Raw genomic sequence first — 18,285 nt, 5'->3', positions numbered from 1 at the left:
TAAAAAGCAAGCGCCGTGCCGTTTAGTGATGAATGCGCGTCGCAACACACTTAAGCGTTGGTGTAGGAGTCTGTGCATGGCTGGTGTAATGGATGCGGTAAACCAGCGCACGCAACTGGTAGGGCAGAATCGCCTTGAGCTGTTGTTGTTCCGTCTCGACGGCCAGCAGCTGTATGGGATCAACGTGTTCAAGGTTCGGGAGGTGCTGCAATGCCCCAAACTGACGCTGATGCCAAAATCCAGTCCTGTCGTGTGCGGTGTGGCAAATATTCGGGGGGCGACCATTCCGATTCTTGATCTGGCCATGGCGACCGGTTCCGGGGCTTTGAAAGACAAGAACAATCCCTTCGTGATCATCACGGAGTACAACACCAAGACCCAGGGTTTCCTGGTGCGCTCGGTGGAGCGCATCGTCAACATGAATTGGGAGGAGATTCATCCGCCACCCAAGGGCACGGGACGCGATCATTACCTGACGGCTGTGACTCGGGTCGACAATCAGTTAGTCGAAATCATCGACGTCGAGAAAGTGCTGGCAGAAGTGGCGCCGACACCGGAAGCGATTTCCGTTGGCGTGGTGGATGTCGAAACCCAGCACAAGGCGCTCTCTTTGCGAGTACTGACGGTCGATGACTCGTCGGTGGCGCGCAAGCAGGTGACCCGTTGCCTGCAGACGGTCGGTGTCGAAGTGGTGGCGTTGAACGACGGTCGGCAAGCGCTGGATTACCTGCGCAAGCTGGTCGACGAGGGCAAGAAGCCGGAAGAAGAGTTCCTGATGATGATTTCCGACATCGAGATGCCGGAGATGGACGGGTACACCCTCACGGCCGAGATCCGCAACGACCCTCGCATGCAAAAGCTTCACATCATCCTGCATACTTCGTTGTCGGGTGTATTCAATCAGGCGATGGTCAAGAAGGTCGGTGCCGATGACTTCCTTGCCAAATTCCGTCCTGATGACCTGGCATCCCGGGTAGTCAACCGGATCAAAGCAGCAGACATCAGCCAGGGGCCTTCTGCCCCTAACGGTTAATACGATTTAAGAGGCGGCATCTTTGTCTACGGGTAATTTGGATTTCGAACAGTTCCGGGTCTTCCTGGAAAAGGCCTGTGGCATTTTGCTCGGTGAAAACAAGCAGTACCTGGTCTCGAGCCGTCTCAACAAACTGATGGAACAGCAAGGCATCAAGTCCCTGGGTGAGCTGGTCCAGCGCATCCAGACCCAGCCGCGCAGCGGTTTGCGCGAGATGGTGGTGGACGCCATGACCACCAACGAAACCCTGTGGTTTCGTGACACCTACCCGTTTGAAGTCTTGAAGAACAAGGTGCTGCCCGCAGCGATCAAGGCCGCCCCTGGCCAGCGTCTGCGGATCTGGTCGGCGGCCTGTTCGTCGGGTCAGGAACCGTATTCGCTGTCGATGTCGATCGATGAGTTCGAGCGCGTGAACATGGGCCAGTTGAAGATGGGCGTACAGATCGTTGCCACCGACCTGTCCGGTACCATGCTGACCAACTGCAAGGCCGGCGAGTACGACAGCCTGGCGATCGGCCGTGGCCTGTCGCCCGAGCGCCTTCAACGTTACTTCGACCCGAAAGGGCCGGGACGCTGGGCCATCAAGGCACCGATCAAGAGCCGGGTGGAGTTTCGCTCGTTCAACTTGCTGGACAGCTACGCGAGCCTCGGCAAGTTCGACATCGTGTTCTGCCGCAACGTGCTGATCTACTTCTCCGCCCAGGTGAAGAAGGACATCCTGTTGCGCATTCACAGCACGTTGAAGCCAGGCGGTTATCTGTTCCTCGGTGCTTCCGAGGCGCTGAACGGTTTGCCGGATCATTACCAGATGGTCCAGTGCAGCCCGGGGATTATTTACCAGGCCAAGTGATTGGCCGGCAGCGTAAAGAAACTGTCGACCTCAAAGTAATGCCAGTCAGCCAAGCTGACTGGCATTTTTGTTTTGGGCATAGGACATCGAACGCTATTGGCGGTACCCGAGATTATTTGAGGTCGCTGTACGTCAATGGGTACGCACACAGCGGTGGGTGGGAATCTGTCCATTCCCTGGCAAACGCCTTGCCGGCTTCGATTTGTTCGGGTGTGGATCGGCTGGTCAGAGTGGCCAGCAGATTGGCTGCTTCACGATGCCTGATATATTCCCGAGTGCTGTCGACCACCAGCCAAAGCAAGCCATAGCCCTTGATGTAGTCATAGCTGAAGTTATAGCGATCGAGGTTTTGTTCGGTGTCGAAATAGTGCATGAGCGCGTAGCTATAGGCGAGTACGGCGTTGAGATCATTGTGTTCAAGTCGCTTTAACAGCCAATACTGCTGATAAGGAATATTCCTGTACCTGACCCGCAGGTTGCTCAACCAGGTCATCGCAGGAGGGAAACCGGCTTGGGCGGACTTTCTCAGCATGATGTCCCGCAGGCTGTCCCAGTTTGAATCGGCAGGCCTGAGTGCCCTGTCGTTTTCGTAGAGGAGGGCCTGGATGTAGATCGCCTCTCCATTGCCCGCTACGCCAGCCTTTTTCAGCCAGGCGATATCCTTGGTCAGTTCATACATTTCAAGCATGGCGTCGCTGTCGCCAATATCGGCCCGCTCGCGCGCCAGTTTCAAGGCTTTCGCAAGAGAGTCGGTATCGCCCAGGCGCATCAACGAATAGACGTGATCTTGCGCGCCGGCCAGTTCGTACCACTTTTTGGCCGAGCCGGTGGTATTGCCTTCGCGGCGTCGAAAGATTTCGCCCAGCGCATATTGTGATTCGGCATCACCAGCAGTGGCCGCGATAGTCAGGTCGCTTTCAGCATCCAGGTATTCCCGCAGATGGTAACGCTGCAGTCCTCGTGTTTTGGCAGCCCGTTGCGGATCGGTTAATGGCGACACGAGCGAGTGGATTGATTTGATCAGTGTGTGAAGCGCCGTAAATACATCAGCGTGAATATGCATGTTCAGTCCCTGTGTGGATGCAAAGTGGAGTTGCCAACACAGGTTATCGGGGGGGCGGTGGCCAGAAGCGGTACATATTTATGGACGCCTGCCACTTTTGCGTCAGCTCCTCAGAGGCATGCGCCCATGGACAAGCGGCAGAAAAGCGGCAGACGGCGGAAACCCGTTGCCGCTTTTCTGGCATTGCCACGTTGCCACGGCCCGCAAAGCCCCGGTTTACGGGCTTTTTTGAATTGGCACGCCGCTTGCTATGTCCCTGTTACGAAAAATCAGGTCACCCGAAGGTTTCCGACATGAGCATCAGCTTCGATAAAGCGCTCGGTATCCACGAACAAGCCCTGGGCTTCCGCGCTCAGCGTGCCGAAGTCCTGGCCAACAACATCGCCAACGCCGACACCCCGAACTACAAGGCTCGGGATCTGGACTTCTCGAAAGTGCTCGCCGAGCAGAACGAAAAGACCAAGAGCGGCACTTTCGCCTTGAACATGACCAACAGCCGTCATATCGAAGCCGAAGGCCTGGGCAATGGCGACGAGTCGCTGCTGTATCGCACGCCGATGCAACCGTCGATCGACCAGAACACTGTGGACGCCCAACTGGAACAGTCGAACTACGCGGAAAACGCGGTCGGCTTCCAGGCCAGCTTCACCCTGCTCAACAGCAAATTCAAAGGGCTGATATCAGCCCTGCGCGGAGAGTAAGCCATGTCTCTATCCAGTGTTTTCAACATTGCCGGTAGCGGCATGAGTGCCCAGACCACTCGCTTGAACACCGTCGCCAGTAACATCGCCAACGCCGAAACCGTCTCGTCGAGCATCGACCAGACCTACCGTGCTCGGCACCCGGTATTCGCCACCATGTTCCAGGGTGGCCAGAGCGGTGGCAGCGACTCGCTGTTCCAGAACCAGGACGCCGCCGGTCAAGGCGTGCAAGTGCTGGGCGTGGTCGAAGACCAGAGCAACCTTGAGGCGCGCTACGAGCCGAACCATCCGGCGGCCGACGCCAAGGGCTACGTCTACTACCCGAACGTCAACGTGGTGGAAGAAATGGCTGACATGATTTCCGCGAGCCGTTCGTTCCAGACCAACGCCGAAATGATGAACACCGCCAAAACCATGATGCAGAAGGTCCTGACCCTCGGTCAGTGATAAGGGGCGACTCAGATGAGTGTTACCGATACCACCAGTGGCATTAGCCTCAAGGACATCCTGGCCAACTCCTCGATCAAGACCAGCACCACGACGGATGGCCTGGCGTCGGCGACGAACAGCGCCACCGGCAAAAAGGCCCTGGGCAAGGACGCGTTCCTGCAGTTGCTGGTAACGCAACTGAAAAACCAGAACCCGCTGGAGCCACAGGACAACGGCGCGTTCGTCGCCCAGTTGGCGCAGTTCAGTAGCCTGGAAGGCATCACCACGCTCAACGACACCGTCAGTGGCCTGGCGAGCAATTACAACTCGTCCCAGGCGTTGCAGGCGTCGTCGCTGGTCGGGCGTTCGGTTATTGCACCGGGCGACAAGGCTGTGGTCGATACCTCCAAGAGTTTCAGCGGCACCCTTGCCGTACCGGCGTCGGTGGACCCGGTCACGGTCAAGATCACCGATGCCGATGGCAAGGTTGTCCGCACCCTCAACCTGGGCAGCCAGGTCGCCGGTACTTCCAGTTTCATCTGGGACGGCAAAAACGATGCAGGCGAAGTGGCCAAGGCGGGTACCTATACCTTTGGCGCTACGGCGACCTACGACGGCAAGGCGACCTCGCTGGTGACGTACCTGCCGGCCACCGTCAACAGCGTGACCATCAGCCAGACCGGCGGTGAGTTGATGCTCAACCTGGCCGGGGCAGGCAGCATCGCCCTGTCCAAAGTACAAACCATTGGTATGTAGAGCCGACTAACACGGCACAAAGGAGTGGAATATGTCTTTCAATATCGGCCTTAGCGGTCTCTATGCAGCCAACAAACAACTGGACGTGACCGGTAACAACATCGCCAACGTCGCGACCACCGGTTTCAAATCGTCCCGTGCAGAATTCGAAGACGTCTACTCGGCGACCAAGCTGGGTTCGGGCGGCAAGACCACCGGTAACGGTGTGCGTCTGGCCAACGTTTCCCAACAGTTCACCCAGGGCGACATCAACAACACCGGTAACGTGCTGGACATGGGCATCAACGGCTCCGGCTTCTTCGTGCTGAACAACAGCGGCTCGCTGTCCTACACCCGTGCCGGTACGTTCAAGGTCGACAAGGACGGTTACGTCACCAACACCGACGGCACTTCGCGTCTGCAGGGCTACGGTGTGGATGCCAATGGCAAGATTCAGAACGGTGTGTTGACCGACCTGCGCATTGACACCTCCAACCTGGCGCCGAAAACCACCACCACCGTGTCGTCGACCATCAACCTGAACTCTTCGGCTGATGTGATTGACCAGGCGGTTGTGGCCAACAAGTTCGATCCGACCAAGTCAGCCACCTTCACCAAGCAGTTCAGCACCCCGATTTTCGACACTCAGGGCAACCAGCACACCATGGATCAATACATGGTCAAAACTGGGGCCAACACGTGGGATACCTACACCCTGATCGATGGTCGCAACCCGGATGGCAGCGACCCTGCTGTTGCCGCTACCGCTCCGGTTCCTTCGACCATGACGTTCGATACGTCAGGCAAGCTGGTTCAGGTCAGTACTCCGCCCGTTCCGACCATCAGCAGCGATCTGAAGATCATGAACTGGACTCCAGGCACTGTGACCGCTGGCGTCTGGACGGCCAACGGCGCCGCCGCCAGCGCGGCGGGCGTGACCATTTCCATGGCCAACACCACCCAGTTCAACGCCGATACCGCGCGTTCGATTCCTTCCCAGAACGGTTACGCCACTGGCCAGATCACCAACCTGACCATCGACGGTAGCGGCGTGTTGCTGGCTAACTTCAGCAACAACCAGACCAAGCCTATCGGCCAGATCTCCCTCGCCAGCTTCACCAACGAGCAAGGTCTGCAGCCAGTCGGTGGCACCAGCTGGAAAGAAACCTACGCGTCGGGTATCCCGGGCTACGATGCGCCGGAAACCGGCACGCTGGGTTCGATCGCCTCCAACTCTCTGGAAGAGTCCAACGTCAACCTGACCAATGAACTGGTCGACCTGATCAAGGCGCAGAGCAACTACCAGGCGAACGCCAAGACCATTTCCACCCAAAGCACCATCATGCAGACCATCATTCAGATGACCTGATGCGGGTTGGCTGAAAGCGCTGCACAAAGAGCCCCTCAATCGAGGGGCTTTTTTGTGGCCGGGATTTTGTCGGTAACCTGAATTTTGCATTGTCGTGCAGGGCCCCTTCGCGAGCAGGCTCGCTCCCACAATAGATCTCATTTCTCTGGCTAACTCGGTCACCTGTGGGAGCGAGCCTGCTCGCGAAAGCATCAGGCCGGCCACCACATTCCTCCAGACAAAAGAAAACCCCCGACAATCCAGAGGACTGATCGGGGGTTTCGAGTCAGCGCCTTGCGGCGCCTACCTGCTCAGCTTACTGGCAAGCTTCGCAATCCGGCTCGTCGATGGCGCAAGCCTTCGGCACTGGAGCTGGACCTGCGGGAGCTGCCAGGACCGAATCTTCACCGTGGTTGCCGCCGCTGGAAACAGCGTTCAGCTTGCCGGTGTTGATGGTCGACTTCTCGGTGCTGGTCGCGGCCAGGGCACGGAGGTAGTAAGTGGTTTTCAGACCACGGTACCAGGCCATGCGGTAGGTCACGTCCAGCTTCTTGCCCGAAGCGCCGGCGATGTACAGGTTCAGCGACTGAGCCTGGTCGATCCACTTCTGACGACGGCTGGCCGCGTCAACGATCCACTTGGTGTCCACTTCGAACGCGGTCGCGTAGAGCTCTTTGAGTTCTTGCGGGATGCGCTCGATCTGCTGCACCGAACCGTCGTAGTACTTCAGGTCGTTGATCATGACCGAGTCCCACAGACCGCGAGCCTTCAGGTCGCGAACCAGGTACGGGTTGATCACGGTGAATTCGCCCGACAGGTTCGATTTCACGTAGAGGTTCTGGTAGGTCGGTTCGATCGATTGCGATACGCCAGTGATGTTGGCGATGGTCGCGGTCGGTGCGATGGCCATGATGTTGGAGTTACGAATGCCTTTCTGAACGCGGGCACGAACCGGTGCCCAGTCCAGGGATTCGTTCAGGTCAACGTCGATGTACTTCTGGCCACGCTGTTCGATCAGGATCTGTTGCGAATCCAGCGGCAGGATGCCTTTGGACCACAGCGAACCCTGGAACGTCTCGTAAGCGCCGCGCTCGTCGGCCAGGTCGCAGGAAGCCTGGATCGCGTAGTAGCTGACCGCTTCCATCGACTTGTCGGCGAACTCGACGGCCGCGTCGGAACCGTAAGGAATGTGCTGCAGGTACAAAGCGTCCTGGAAGCCCATGATGCCCAGACCGACCGGACGGTGCTTGAAGTTGGAGTTCTTCGCTTGCGGCACCGAGTAGTAGTTGATGTCGATAACGTTATCGAGCATGCGAACGGCGGTGTTCACGGTGCGTTCCAGCTTGGCGGTGTCCAGCTTGCCGTTGGTGATGTGGTTCGGCAGGTTGATCGAGCCCAGGTTGCAAACAGCGATCTCGTCCTTGTTGGTGTTCAAGGTGATCTCGGTGCACAGGTTCGAGCTGTGAACCACGCCGACGTGCTGCTGCGGGCTGCGCAGGTTGCACGGGTCTTTGAAAGTCAGCCATGGGTGGCCGGTTTCAAACAGCATGGAGAGCATTTTGCGCCACAGGTCTTTGGCCTGGATGGTCTTGAACAGTTTGATCTTGCCTGGGTACTGGGACAGGGCTTCGTAGTACTCGTAACGTTCTTCGAAGGCTTTGCCGGTCAGGTCGTGCAGATCCGGCACTTCGGACGGCGAGAACAGGGTCCACGGGCCGTCATCGAAGACACGTTTCATGAACAGGTCAGGGATCCAGTTGGCGGTGTTCATGTCGTGGGTACGACGACGATCATCACCGGTGTTCTTACGGAGTTCGATGAACTCTTCAATGTCCATGTGCCAGGTTTCCAGGTAGGCACAGACAGCGCCTTTGCGCTTGCCACCCTGGTTAACGGCTACCGCGGTGTCGTTCACCACTTTCAGGAACGGAACAACGCCCTGGGATTTGCCGTTGGTGCCCTTGATGTACGAACCCAGTGCACGAACCGGCGTCCAGTCGTTGCCCAGGCCGCCCGCAAATTTCGACAACATGGCGTTGTCGTGGATCGCGTGGTAGATGCCCGACAGGTCATCCGGCACGGTGGTCAGGTAGCAGCTCGACAGCTGTGGACGCAGGGTGCCGGCGTTGAACAGGGTCGGGGTCGAGGACATGTAGTCGAAGGACGACAACAGGTTGTAGAACTCGATCGCACGGTCTTCCTTGTTCTTCTCTTCGATCGCCAGGCCCATGGCCACACGCATGAAGAAGATCTGCGGCAGTTCGAAGCGGATACCGTCCTTGTGGATGAAGTAACGGTCGTACAGGGTTTGCAGGCCCAGGTACGTGAACTGCTGATCGCGCTCGTGGTTGATCGCCTTGCCGAGTTTTTCCAGGTCGAAAGTGGCCAGGACCGGGTTCAGCAATTCGAATTCGATACCCTTGGCGATGTACGAAGGCAGGGCCTTGGCGTACAGGTCGACCATTTCGTGGTGAGTCGCGCTTTCGGCGACTTCCAGGAAGCTCAGGCCTTCGGCACGCAGGGTGTCCATCAGCAGGCGAGCGGTCACGAACGAGTAGTTCGGCTCACGCTCGACCAGCGTACGGGCGGTCATCACCAACGCGGTGTTGACGTCGGTCAGGGCCACGCCGTCGTACAGGTTTTTCAGGGTTTCGCGCTGGATCAGGTCGCCGTCGACTTCTTCCAGGCCTTCGCACGCTTCGGTAACGATGGTGTTCAGGCGGCCCATGTCCAGAGGAGCAAAGGTGCCATCGGCGCGGGTGATGCGGATCGACGGGTGAGCGTTGACTGCTTCCTCGGCCGGTGCGTGGGCGGCGCGTTCTTTCGAACGACCGTCACGGTAGATCACGTAGTCGCGCGCCACTTTCTGCTCGCCGGCACGCATCAGGGCCAGTTCGACCTGGTCCTGGATTTCTTCGATGTGAATCGTGCCGCCCGAGGGCATGCGACGCTTGAAGGTCGCGGTGACTTGTTCGGTCAGACGGGCAACGGTGTCGTGGATTCGCGACGAAGCGGCAGCGGTGCCGCCCTCAACTGCGAGAAACGCTTTGGTGATGGCGACGGTGATCTTGTCATCGGTGTAAGGAACGACAGTGCCGTTACGCTTGATCACGCGCAGCTGGCCAGGCGCGGTGGCGGACAGATCCGAAGTCGAATCAGCGGCCTGCGGCAAGGTGCCCTGCGGGTTCTCGCGAGTTGTGTCGGTTTGCATGGGGGGTTGTCTCCACATTCTCTATGTTTGTTTGGGCACCATCTGGGTGCCCACCGTTCCGTCCTGAAGCACTACAACCGGCGAGGGGCCGGGCATACCAACTTCGGGACAGATCAGGAAGGGGCAATTGGGGCGCCGCTTCCATGCCGAAGTCTTTGGTCTCAGGCCTTGAACCTGAAACCGGGATCCTTTTGGGTGGCAGTAATTGACTGCAACACCCGTACCGTTAACGCCGTTTTCGGCTCAAAAACAGTAGCCATCCGCACGCGCGGTTTGGTCTTTCGAAAATACGTTTGGTTCAACCGGACAGAGGCAATAAAAGCGCTTGAAATCGGTGTCTGATTTGTGTTTGGTTTTTTACGCAAAACCCTACATGTAGGGTTTTTTTGGCGCCGGGGTACAAGATAATGCGTTTTGGGGGGTGTTGCAACGTACTACCTGTGGATAAACCTGTGCGTAAATTGTGTGTGAAAGGTGGAACGGGCGTGTAGGCCGCGACCTAGCTGGAGCGGACCGTTTTTCACTGATTTTCACCGATTGAAAACAGTCGCTCGGGTTTTTAAGGGCGCGAACCCTATCACAAAAAACCGCGTTGTCCGAACGCATTTACCGGCTTGTGTTCTTGGCGAGTGGCGTTTATACAATCGGCCAATGCAGATGCATTCTTATCCTCCCCAATCATTACAAAAAGACGGGCGGATCCTTCCTTATTAAGTGTTGTTGGCAAGCAGAGGTCACCGTGGAGCAAGAAGCCTGGCAGGTATTGATTGTCGAGGACGACCAGCGTCTGGCCGAACTGACCCGCGATTACCTGGAAGCCAATGGCCTGCGCGTATCGATCGAGGGTAACGGCGCCTTGGCCGCAGCCCGAATCATCAAGGAGAAACCGGACCTGGTGATCCTCGACCTCATGTTGCCGGGCGAAGATGGCCTGAGCATCTGCCGCAAGGTCCGCGACAAGTATGACGGCCCGATCCTGATGCTCACCGCCCGCACCGACGACACCGATCAGATTCTTGGCCTGGACCTGGGTGCCGACGACTACGTGTGCAAACCGGTTCGCCCACGTCTGTTGCTGGCGCGCATCCAGGCCTTGTTGCGACGCAGTGAAGCCCCGGAAGTGGCGCCGGAAAAACAACGGCGTCTGCAGTTCGGTCCGTTGGTGGTCGACAACGCATTGCGCGAAGCCTGGCTGAACGACAACGGCATCGAATTGACCAGCGCCGAGTTCGACCTGCTCTGGCTGCTGGTGGCCAACGCCGGGCGCATCCTGTCCCGGGAAGAGATTTTCACTGCATTGCGCGGCATCGGCTATGACGGCCAGGACCGTTCCATCGACGTGCGCATTTCGCGCATTCGCCCGAAAATCGGCGATGACCCGGAGCATCCGCGGCTGATCAAAACCATCCGCAGCAAAGGTTATCTGTTCGTTCCGGAAGCCTGCACGCTGTGAACTCGATCTTCCTGCGCATCTATGGCGGCATGTGCGCGGCGCTGATTCTGGTGGCGGTACTCGGCGTGCTGGCCTTGCACCTGCTTAACCAGGTGCGCGGCGAGCAATACCGCGAACGCCTCGCCCACGGCACGTTCTCGCTGATGGCCGACAATCTGAACCCGATGAATGAAACCGAGCGCCACCGTGCCTTGCTGGTGTGGGAACGGTTGTTGGGGATTCCTCTGGCACTGAAGACCTTTGCCCAAACCGACCTCGACCTCACCCAGCGCACCCGCGTGCTGCGCGGTCAGGCGCTGGTGGAACAGACCGGTCCGCATGCGGCGAAGGTTTACCGGTTGGTCAGCGACAAGGAACAGCTGGTGCTGACCGGCGAAGTCCAGCAGATCAGCGAACAACTGGCCCGGGCGACTATTTACCTCTTGGCCGACGAATTGGTGCGCTACCCGGTGGCCGAGCAACCCGATCGCCTGGCGCAATTGAAGCGCGATAAAGGGTTTGGTTTCGACTTGCGGCTGGTGACGATCGAACAGGCGGATATGGACGAGGACCAGAGTCGCCGGGTGTCCGAGGGCGACACGGTGATGGCGCTGGGCAAGGGCGGCGATTCGATCCGGGTGTTTGCCGGCATGGTCGGTACGCCGTGGGTGCTGGAAATCGGCCCGTTGTATCAGATGAATCCTTATCCGCCGGAGTGGCTGGTGCTGATCGCCGCCCTGGGTTTGAGCCTGATCGGTTTGATCGTCTATTTGTTGGTGCGCCAACTTGAGCGACGTTTGCGTGGCCTGGAAGCGGCCGCCACGCGCATCGCCAAGGGCAGCCTGGAAACCCGCGTGCCGGCACGCGGCGCGGACTCGGTGGGGCGGCTGGCCTCGGCGTTCAACGGCATGGCCGAGCACTTGCAGCAACTGTTGGCAATTCAGCGTGAGCTGGTGCGCGCCGTCTCGCATGAGCTGCGCACACCCGTGGCGCGGTTGCGATTTGGTCTGGAAATGATCGGCTCGGCCACCACGCCGCAGGCGTTGGAAAAATACTGCGAAGGCATGGACAACGACATCGAGGATCTCGATCGACTGGTGGACGAGATGCTCACCTACGCACGACTGGAACAGGGTTCACCGGCGCTGAATTTTCAGCGGATCGATCTGGATGCGTTGGTCGATCAGGTGATCGAAGAACTGGCGCCGTTACGCGCCGAGGTCACGGTGCAGCGCGGTTTGTGTTTGTCCGCCGCTGACAACGACGACGCTTGGGTCGAGGCCGAGCCGCGCTACCTGCACAGGGCGTTGCAGAACCTGGTGAGCAACGCCATGCGCCACGCTCAATCACGGGTGACCGTCAGTTATCAGGTCGGGCAGCAGCGCTGTCGAGTGGATGTCGAGGATGACGGGCCGGGCGTGCCGGAAACGGCCTGGGAGAAGATCTTCACGCCATTCCTGCGCCTCGATGACAGCCGTACCCGCGCCTCGGGCGGGCATGGATTGGGGTTGTCCATCGTGCGGCGAATCATCCATTGGCATGATGGCCGGGCGTTGATCAGCAAGAGCAAAAGCCTGGGCGGGGCGTGTTTCAGCCTGAGCTGGCCGAGGAATCAGGAGAAGCGTTGAGGCTTGGCGTATGACCTGTAGCAGCTGGCGAAGCCTGCGTTCGGCTGCGCAGCAGTCGTTAAACCAAACAACTCGGTGCTTCAGATAAACCGCATGCACAGGATTTACGACTGCTTCGCAGCCGAACGCAGGCTTCGCCAGCTGCTACAGGGATCGCGTTCTCAGGCCTTGATGCTGACCAGACTCAACAACTGCCCATCCACCACCCCAAACTGCGCATCCAACTCAGTGCCATTGCACCATTCGCTGGACAGATCAGTCAGCAACCGCAGCCGCACTTCACCGCTCTCGGTCCACTCCAGCACTTCAGCGTGCTCGAAATAGAAGCGCTGCTGAACGATCGGATACAGCGCCTTGAACAGGCTTTCCTTCACCGAAAACGTCAGGGTTACCAGCATCGCCAACTGATCGCGACGGCCAGCGGTCATGCGTTGCAACTCGGGCGGGGTGAGGATTTCCCCGGCCAGTCGCTCGGCCCGTTCGGGGTTGAGCAGGTTTTCCAGGTCCATCCCCAGGCCGCGCCAGTGGGTTTTCTTCGCGACAATCGCCGAGGCCCGGCCGGTGCTGTGGGTAATCGAGCCCGTGATGTGCGTCGGCCATACCGGTGCCCGGTCTTCGCCGATGGCCGGGATGAAGCTCAGCCCTTCCAACTGTTGCAGCGCAGCCCGAGCGCAAACTCGCCCGGCGAGGAACTCGGCCTGACGCTTGGCGACCGAACGCTGGATGGTGGGCGGCGGCTCGATGGCGCTGCGCTGGAAATCATCGCTGGCCAATTGCGAGGTATCGAAGTGAGTGCTCAACAGCACCGTATCGGGCAGCGCAAACGGCAGCGGCCAATGGGCATCGAGTGGGGTGCAGCAGACGGGGAGGGCGGGGGCGGGATTCATGTGGGGCATTTTGCCGGGTTGCTCTCAGGCTGGGTAGCCCCACACTGATCGTTCCCACGCTGGGTACCCCCCATGCTGATCGTTCCCACGCTCCGCGTGGGAATGCCTCAAGGGACGCTCCGCGTTCCAGCTCCCGAAAGGGACGCGGAGCGTCCCGGGCTGCATTCCCACGGGGACCGTGGGAACGATCAAGGTGTCAGCCGAAGATTTTCTTGAAAAACGCCTGCATGTCCGCCCAGGATTTTTCATCCGCCGCCTTGTTATAGCCAATGTCCGGCCCGGCATGATCGCCATGGCTCAAGCGATCCGCATCAGGATTACTGAACCCATGCTTGGCGCCCTCCAGGCTGACGAACTTATAGTCAGCCCCGGCCTTGTCCATTTCAGCCTTGAACGCTGCAACGTTATCCGGCGTGACCATGCTGTCCATCGCCCCATGCTCAACAAGAATTTTCGCTTTCACACTGCCAGGCGTCGCAGGCGTGTTAGTCGCCAGCGCACCGTGAAAACTCACCACGCCCGCCAGCGGCAAACCCTGACGTGCCGCATTCAGCACCACGCCGCCGCCGAAGCAATAACCGATAGCGGCGAGTTTGTTCGGGTCGGTTTGCGGTTGCTTCTTCAACAGATCGAGCCCGGCCTGAAAGCGCGCGCTGGACGCGGCACTGTCTTTCATTGCCGCTTGCATGAAGGCCATGGCGTCCTTGGGATGCTCGGTGTTCTTGCCGTCGCCATACATATCGATGGCCAGCGCGCTGTAACCCAGGCCGGCCAGATCACGGGCGCGGCGCTTGGTGTAGTCGTTGAGCCCCCACCATTCGTGCACCACCACCACGCCCGGACGCTGGCCTTTAATGGCGTCGTCGTAGGCGTAATAGCCGATCAGCTTGGTGCCATCGGCACTCTGATAGGGGATTTCCTGAGTCTTGATAGCCGCCTGGCTGAGCCCGCTCAGGGCCAGCAAGACGAAAGCGAGAAACATGCGCATGGTCGGATCTCCAGACAGAAAAGTCATCAAAACAGCTTAGTCGGTTTGATTCAGCTCAGGTTCAGAGTGCGTTCAGGGGGAGTTCAGGGCCGGGTGAGTAACCTTGCCCCGTACCCAAATAGCACATAAGGAACTCCCCTATGACGGGCTTCAAAAAACTGCTTCTGGCTTTCACTGTCCTGAGCGCGAGTACCGCGGCTTTCGCTTCCGACGACAATTTCGCCAGCCTTACTTTTGGACAGACCAGCGACAAGGTCAAAAAGTCCCACGCCCTGAACGACAACCTCAACAGCCCGAACGCCGACGGCGTGATCGGCAAGGACAACACCTGGGGTGTGCGTCTGGGCCAGCAAAACAGCCAGGGCCGCTACTACGCCACTTACGACAACGTGTCGGGCTCGCACAATGGCATTAAACTGCGTCAGGAAAACCTCTTGGGCAGCTACGATCTGTTCTACCCGGTGGGCGGCAGCACCAAGCTGTTCGGCGGCGCCACGGCCGGTTTAACCAAAATGACTCAGGAGTCGCCAGGCTTCAGCCGCGACAGCGACATCGGTTACGCCATCGGCGGCCAATTGGGTGTCCTGCAACAGGTTTCGCAAAACACCTCGGTGGAACTGGGTTACCGTTACCTGCGCAGCAACGCCAGCACCGAGATGAGCGAGCGCGGTGGCAGCAAACAGGGTTCGCTGGACCTGACCAGCAGCGCCCAGACCTATCTGTCGGCGAACTACGCTTTCTGACAAGGGCATGCGCCAATGCCAGTGAGTTAAGCGATACCCTGTGGGAGCGAGCCTGCTCGCGAAAGCGGTATTTCAGACGACATCAATGTTGACTATGCCGCCGCCTTCGTCGGAACGCCGCCCGGAGCAGGCTCGCTCCCACAGGTTGCGCTTAACTGACCGTTGCCATGTTAGCCATCGAGGTACGCGTGCCTCTGGAGATGTTGATTTGCGTAGGAGAGCGTTATGAAACTGCTGGTCGTCGAAGATGAAGCACTGCTGCGCCATCACCTGCAAACCCGCCTGACGGACAGCGGCCACGTGGTCGAGTCCGTGGCTAACGCCGAAGAGGCGCTGTACCAGACCGAGCAGTTCAACCATGACCTGGCGGTGATCGACCTCGGTCTGCCGGGCATGGGCGGGCTCGACCTGATTCGTCAGCTGCGCTCGCGCGGCAAGACCTTCCCGATCCTGATCCTCACCGCCCGCGGCAACTGGCAGGACAAGGTCGAAGGCCTCGCCGCGGGCGCCGACGATTACGTGGTCAAGCCGTTCCAGTTCGAAGAACTCGATGCCCGGCTGAACGCGTTATTGCGCCGTTCCAGCGGTTTCACCCAGTCGACCATCGTCGCCGGGCCGTTGCTCCTGGACCTCAATCGCAAACAGGCGTCCCTCGATGAACAACCGCTGGCGCTGACCGCTTACGAGTATCGGATCCTCGAGTACCTGATGCGGCATCACCAGCAAGTGGTGGCCAAGGATCGCTTGATGGAGCAGCTCTACCCGGACGATGACGAGCGCGATCCGAACGTGATCGAAGTGCTGGTCGGCCGTCTGCGCCGCAAACTTGAAGGCCCGGCCGGTTTCAAACCGATCGATACCGTGCGTGGCCTCGGCTACCTGTTCAATGAGCGCTGCACTTGATTCGTTCCCTTCGTGTCCGGTTGATGCTCGCCGCCACGATCCTGGCGGTGTTGTTCATGCTGGCGTTGCTGCCAGCGATGCAGGGCGCGTTCAGCCTGGCGTTGCAGGACTCGATCGAACAGCGCCTGGCGTCAGACGTCACCACGCTGATCTCCGCCGCCCGGGTGGAGAACAACCGCTTGCAGATGCCGGCGCAGTTGCCCGATGAGCGTTTCAACCTCACTGACGGCCGATTGCTTGGCTACATCTATGACCGCGAGGGGCATCTGGTCTGGCGCTCGAAGGGCACTCAGGAAGAGCACATCAACTACAAACCGCGTTACGACGGACGCGGTAACGAGTTCGCGAGAATCAGCGAAGCCAACGGCCAGGAATTCTTCGTCTATGACGTCGAGGTCAAACTGCTCGGCGGCAAGAGCGCGGCGTTCAGCATCGTCGCGCTGCAACCGGTGCGTGAGTACGAAGCCACCCTCGAAGGCCTGCGGGAAAACCTCTACCTCGGATTCGGTGCCGCCTTGCTGGTGTTGCTCGCGCTGCTGTGGATCGGTTTGACCTGGGGCTTGCAGGCATTGCGCCGGCTCAGTCAGGAACTGGACGAAATCGAAAGCGGCACCCGCGAAAGCCTCAGCGAACAACACCCGCGCGAACTGCTGCGCCTGACCGGCTCCCTCAACCGCTTGCTGCACAGCGAGCGCGAACAACGCAGCCGCTATCGCGATTCCCTCGACGACCTGGCCCACAGCCTGAAAACCCCGCTGACCGTGCTGCAAGGCGTCAGCGAAGACATGGCCAAGCGCCCGGCCGATCGTGATCAGGCCTGGGTGCTGCAAACCCAGATCGAACGCATGAGCCAGCAGATCAGCTATCAACTGCAACGCGCCAGCCTGCGCAAAAGTGGCCTGGTGCGCCATCAGGTACGCCTGCGCCCGGTGCTGCAAAGCCTCTGCGACACCCTGGACAAGGTCTACCGCGACAAACGCGTGCGGGTGGCTTTCGATATGCCGGAGCCGTGTTATGTGCCGATCGAACAGGGCGCCCTGCTGGAAATGATGGGCAACCTGCTGGAGAACGCCTATCGCCTGTGCCTCGGCGAAGTACGCATCAGCGTGCGCGAAAGCCTTGGCGGGATTGAGTTGTGCGTTGAGGATGATGGGCCGGGCGTGCCACCGGATCAGCGAGCGCGGATTCTGCAGCGTGGAGAGCGGCTGGATCGGCAGCATCCGGGGCAGGGGATTGGTCTTGCGGTGGTGAAGGACATTATTGAAAGCTACAGCGCCAAGCTGACGCTGGGGGATTCGCCGATGGGCGGGGCGGCGTTCCGGATTCATTTTCCGGTGGTTTGATCGAAAGGTTGATTGTGTTCTTTCGGGCCTCATCGCGAGCAGGCTCGCTCCCACAATTGGATCTGCGGCGTTCGCGAAAAGTGGATGCTCCGCAGATCTCCTGTGGGAGCGAGCCTGCTCGCGATGAGGCCAGCCCTTACGGCGCAAATCCCACAGATTCTCTGCAATAAACAGCGATGTTTAAAACACATCTCCAGACACTCACTCAGGCTACACAACCTTGCGCCGCTGCCTACGACTACGCCAGAATCCGCCGGCTTGTGCGCCTAAGGGCCGGGCTCTATCGTTTGCCGGTCGCTGAAAAACAGCGATCGGGTTTGGTAGCCCGGTTCAATCTGGCGCATTGCGCAACCTAATGCAGGGACTTTTTTCGTCTTCTGTTTTTATGGTGGCCATGCGTAGGGCGCCCTTGGGCGCGCCGGGTTGCCAGATGACCGGTCTACCAACCTCCGTATGGCCGCCACCCTCGTTTGGTAGCGAGGGTGATGGCTCCACTTTTATTATCTGGAGTTCCATCAATGTTCAAGATCACCCCCAATCCCCCAGAAACCGACGACGTTTCCCCGCACGAAACCCCCGATTCCAAAAAACTCAACGAAGCCGCCGACCGCGCCCTCGATTACTACCTCAACCCGGCTGCCCACCTCAAAGCCACCCCGCGCACACCCGGCACCATGTTCATCGTCAACCCGGAACTCGATACCGAAACCCTGCTGGCCCACGCGTGCGAGTCGCTGGCCTCGGCCAATGTCATGACCATGGACCTGGCGGATCATATGGAGGGGCCGAGTCGCAATTCGCTGTTGGGTATTGCGCAAATCATCATGCTGGGCGAACTGGCGGTGAATCGGGCGCTGGATAACATCGATCCCCGAGACGCTTAACGTACAGATCGTTCCCACGCTCTGCGTGGGAATGCCTCAAGGGACGCTCCGCGTTCCAGCTCTCGAAAGGGACGCAGAGCGTCCCGGGCTGCATTCCCACGCGGAGC

The 18,285-nt window shown here is 59.2% G+C and carries 16 protein-coding genes; 12 read left to right on the top strand and 4 right to left on the bottom strand.

Annotated features, from left to right (window positions below; genetic code table 11):
• The first annotated feature begins 76 nt into the window (after positions 1-76).
• Together JFU47_RS10230 and cheR are read left to right on the top strand one after the other, a co-directional pair.
• Complete coding sequence (locus JFU47_RS10230; RefSeq protein WP_140676489.1) at positions 77-1,033, top strand: chemotaxis protein CheV; 957 nt, start codon at positions 77-79, stop codon at positions 1,031-1,033.
• Positions 1,034-1,055: 22 nt separating this feature from the next.
• On the top strand, positions 1,056-1,883 hold the full coding sequence (cheR, locus tag JFU47_RS10225) for a protein-glutamate O-methyltransferase CheR (RefSeq protein WP_201182774.1): 828 nt from the start codon (positions 1,056-1,058) through the stop codon (positions 1,881-1,883).
• Between the two features lie 112 nt (positions 1,884-1,995).
• Here the strand turns inward: cheR and JFU47_RS10220 are convergent, their stop codons facing one another.
• On the bottom strand, positions 1,996-2,946 hold the full coding sequence (locus JFU47_RS10220; protein WP_201182772.1) for a tetratricopeptide repeat protein: 951 nt from the start codon (positions 2,944-2,946) through the stop codon (positions 1,996-1,998).
• A gap of 293 nt (positions 2,947-3,239) precedes the next feature.
• Between JFU47_RS10220 and flgB the strand changes: the two genes are divergently transcribed.
• Genes flgB through flgE form a run of 4 tightly spaced genes read left to right on the top strand, consistent with a single transcriptional unit; the run spans position 3,240 to position 6,180 of the window.
• The gene (flgB, locus tag JFU47_RS10215) at positions 3,240-3,647 is read left to right on the top strand and encodes a flagellar basal body rod protein FlgB (protein ID WP_140676480.1); all 408 of its coding nucleotides are present in this window, start codon (positions 3,240-3,242) and stop codon (positions 3,645-3,647) included.
• Between the two features lie 3 nt (positions 3,648-3,650).
• Entirely contained in the window at positions 3,651-4,094 is a 444-nt protein-coding gene (gene flgC / locus JFU47_RS10210) for a flagellar basal body rod protein FlgC (RefSeq protein WP_007937507.1), read from the top strand.
• A gap of 15 nt (positions 4,095-4,109) precedes the next feature.
• Positions 4,110-4,832, top strand: coding sequence for a flagellar hook assembly protein FlgD (gene flgD, locus JFU47_RS10205; protein ID WP_201182770.1), 723 nt, complete (start codon positions 4,110-4,112; stop codon positions 4,830-4,832).
• 31 nt (positions 4,833-4,863) lie between these two features.
• Positions 4,864-6,180 carry a flagellar hook protein FlgE gene (flgE, locus tag JFU47_RS10200; protein ID WP_201182768.1) on the top strand — a complete coding sequence of 439 codons (1,317 nt, stop codon included), beginning with the start codon at positions 4,864-4,866 and terminating at the stop codon, positions 6,178-6,180.
• 295 nt (positions 6,181-6,475) lie between these two features.
• Here the strand turns inward: flgE and JFU47_RS10195 are convergent, their stop codons facing one another.
• Positions 6,476-9,370 carry a ribonucleoside-diphosphate reductase subunit alpha gene (locus tag JFU47_RS10195; protein ID WP_140676475.1) on the bottom strand — a complete coding sequence of 965 codons (2,895 nt, stop codon included), beginning with the start codon at positions 9,368-9,370 and terminating at the stop codon, positions 6,476-6,478.
• A gap of 739 nt (positions 9,371-10,109) precedes the next feature.
• Here JFU47_RS10195 and JFU47_RS10190 point away from each other — a divergent pair.
• Together JFU47_RS10190 and JFU47_RS10185 are read left to right on the top strand one after the other, a co-directional pair.
• A complete protein-coding gene (locus JFU47_RS10190) occupies positions 10,110-10,823 on the top strand; it encodes a response regulator (RefSeq protein ID WP_074879161.1) in 714 nt (237 codons plus the stop codon).
• Positions 10,820-12,430, top strand: coding sequence for an ATP-binding protein (locus tag JFU47_RS10185; RefSeq protein ID WP_140895461.1), 1,611 nt, complete (start codon positions 10,820-10,822; stop codon positions 12,428-12,430). Before JFU47_RS10190 ends, JFU47_RS10185 begins: the two co-directional genes overlap by 4 nt.
• 161 nt (positions 12,431-12,591) lie before the next feature.
• Here JFU47_RS10185 and JFU47_RS10180 read toward each other — a convergent pair whose 3' ends face one another.
• Positions 12,592-13,317 carry a 4'-phosphopantetheinyl transferase family protein gene (locus JFU47_RS10180; RefSeq protein ID WP_201182766.1) on the bottom strand — a complete coding sequence of 242 codons (726 nt, stop codon included), beginning with the start codon at positions 13,315-13,317 and terminating at the stop codon, positions 12,592-12,594.
• 196 nt (positions 13,318-13,513) lie between these two features.
• Positions 13,514-14,305, bottom strand: a complete 792-nt coding sequence (locus tag JFU47_RS10175; protein ID WP_123368759.1) for a dienelactone hydrolase family protein — start codon at positions 14,303-14,305, stop codon at positions 13,514-13,516.
• A gap of 140 nt (positions 14,306-14,445) precedes the next feature.
• On the opposite strand from JFU47_RS10175, the gene JFU47_RS10170 reads away from it, so the two are divergent.
• The 4 genes from JFU47_RS10170 (at position 14,446) to JFU47_RS10155 (ending at position 18,178) form a co-directional block, all read left to right on the top strand.
• A complete protein-coding gene (locus JFU47_RS10170) occupies positions 14,446-15,048 on the top strand; it encodes a porin family protein (protein ID WP_140676467.1) in 603 nt (200 codons plus the stop codon).
• A gap of 225 nt (positions 15,049-15,273) precedes the next feature.
• Entirely contained in the window at positions 15,274-15,951 is a 678-nt protein-coding gene (locus JFU47_RS10165) for a response regulator (protein WP_008029360.1), read from the top strand.
• Positions 15,948-17,294 (top strand): ATP-binding protein, encoded by a 1,347-nt coding sequence (locus JFU47_RS10160; RefSeq protein WP_201182764.1) that lies wholly within the window; start codon positions 15,948-15,950, stop codon positions 17,292-17,294. The genes JFU47_RS10165 and JFU47_RS10160 overlap by 4 nt, the downstream gene beginning before the upstream one ends.
• Before the next feature lie 518 nt (positions 17,295-17,812).
• Entirely contained in the window at positions 17,813-18,178 is a 366-nt protein-coding gene (locus JFU47_RS10155) for a DUF6124 family protein (protein WP_201182762.1), read from the top strand.
• The last annotated feature ends 107 nt before the right edge of the window (positions 18,179-18,285 follow it).

The sequence above is a fragment of the Pseudomonas sp. TH39(2020) genome, from assembly GCF_016650715.1.
Lineage (GTDB): Bacteria > Pseudomonadota > Gammaproteobacteria > Pseudomonadales > Pseudomonadaceae > Aquipseudomonas > Aquipseudomonas mandelii_C.
This window is presented reverse-complemented; position numbering and strand designations above follow the sequence as displayed.

What these genes read in the sequence shown, in the direction of transcription:
- JFU47_RS10175 (WP_123368759.1), bottom strand. Translation starts at nt 14,305, where the DNA reads ATGCGCATGTTTCTCGCTTTCGTCTTGCTGGCCCTGAGCGGGCTCAGC.
- flgE (WP_201182768.1), top strand. Translation starts at nt 4,864, where the DNA reads ATGTCTTTCAATATCGGCCTTAGCGGTCTCTATGCAGCCAACAAACAA.
- flgB (WP_140676480.1), top strand. Translation starts at nt 3,240, where the DNA reads ATGAGCATCAGCTTCGATAAAGCGCTCGGTATCCACGAACAAGCCCTG.
- JFU47_RS10180 (WP_201182766.1), bottom strand. Translation starts at nt 13,317, where the DNA reads ATGAATCCCGCCCCCGCCCTCCCCGTCTGCTGCACCCCACTCGATGCC.
- flgC (WP_007937507.1), top strand. Translation starts at nt 3,651, where the DNA reads ATGTCTCTATCCAGTGTTTTCAACATTGCCGGTAGCGGCATGAGTGCC.
- JFU47_RS10220 (WP_201182772.1), bottom strand. Translation starts at nt 2,946, where the DNA reads ATGCATATTCACGCTGATGTATTTACGGCGCTTCACACACTGATCAAA.
- JFU47_RS10230 (WP_140676489.1), top strand. Translation starts at nt 77, where the DNA reads ATGGCTGGTGTAATGGATGCGGTAAACCAGCGCACGCAACTGGTAGGG.
- JFU47_RS10195 (WP_140676475.1), bottom strand. Translation starts at nt 9,370, where the DNA reads ATGCAAACCGACACAACTCGCGAGAACCCGCAGGGCACCTTGCCGCAG.
- JFU47_RS10155 (WP_201182762.1), top strand. Translation starts at nt 17,813, where the DNA reads ATGTTCAAGATCACCCCCAATCCCCCAGAAACCGACGACGTTTCCCCG.
- flgD (WP_201182770.1), top strand. Translation starts at nt 4,110, where the DNA reads ATGAGTGTTACCGATACCACCAGTGGCATTAGCCTCAAGGACATCCTG.
- JFU47_RS10170 (WP_140676467.1), top strand. Translation starts at nt 14,446, where the DNA reads ATGACGGGCTTCAAAAAACTGCTTCTGGCTTTCACTGTCCTGAGCGCG.
- JFU47_RS10165 (WP_008029360.1), top strand. Translation starts at nt 15,274, where the DNA reads ATGAAACTGCTGGTCGTCGAAGATGAAGCACTGCTGCGCCATCACCTG.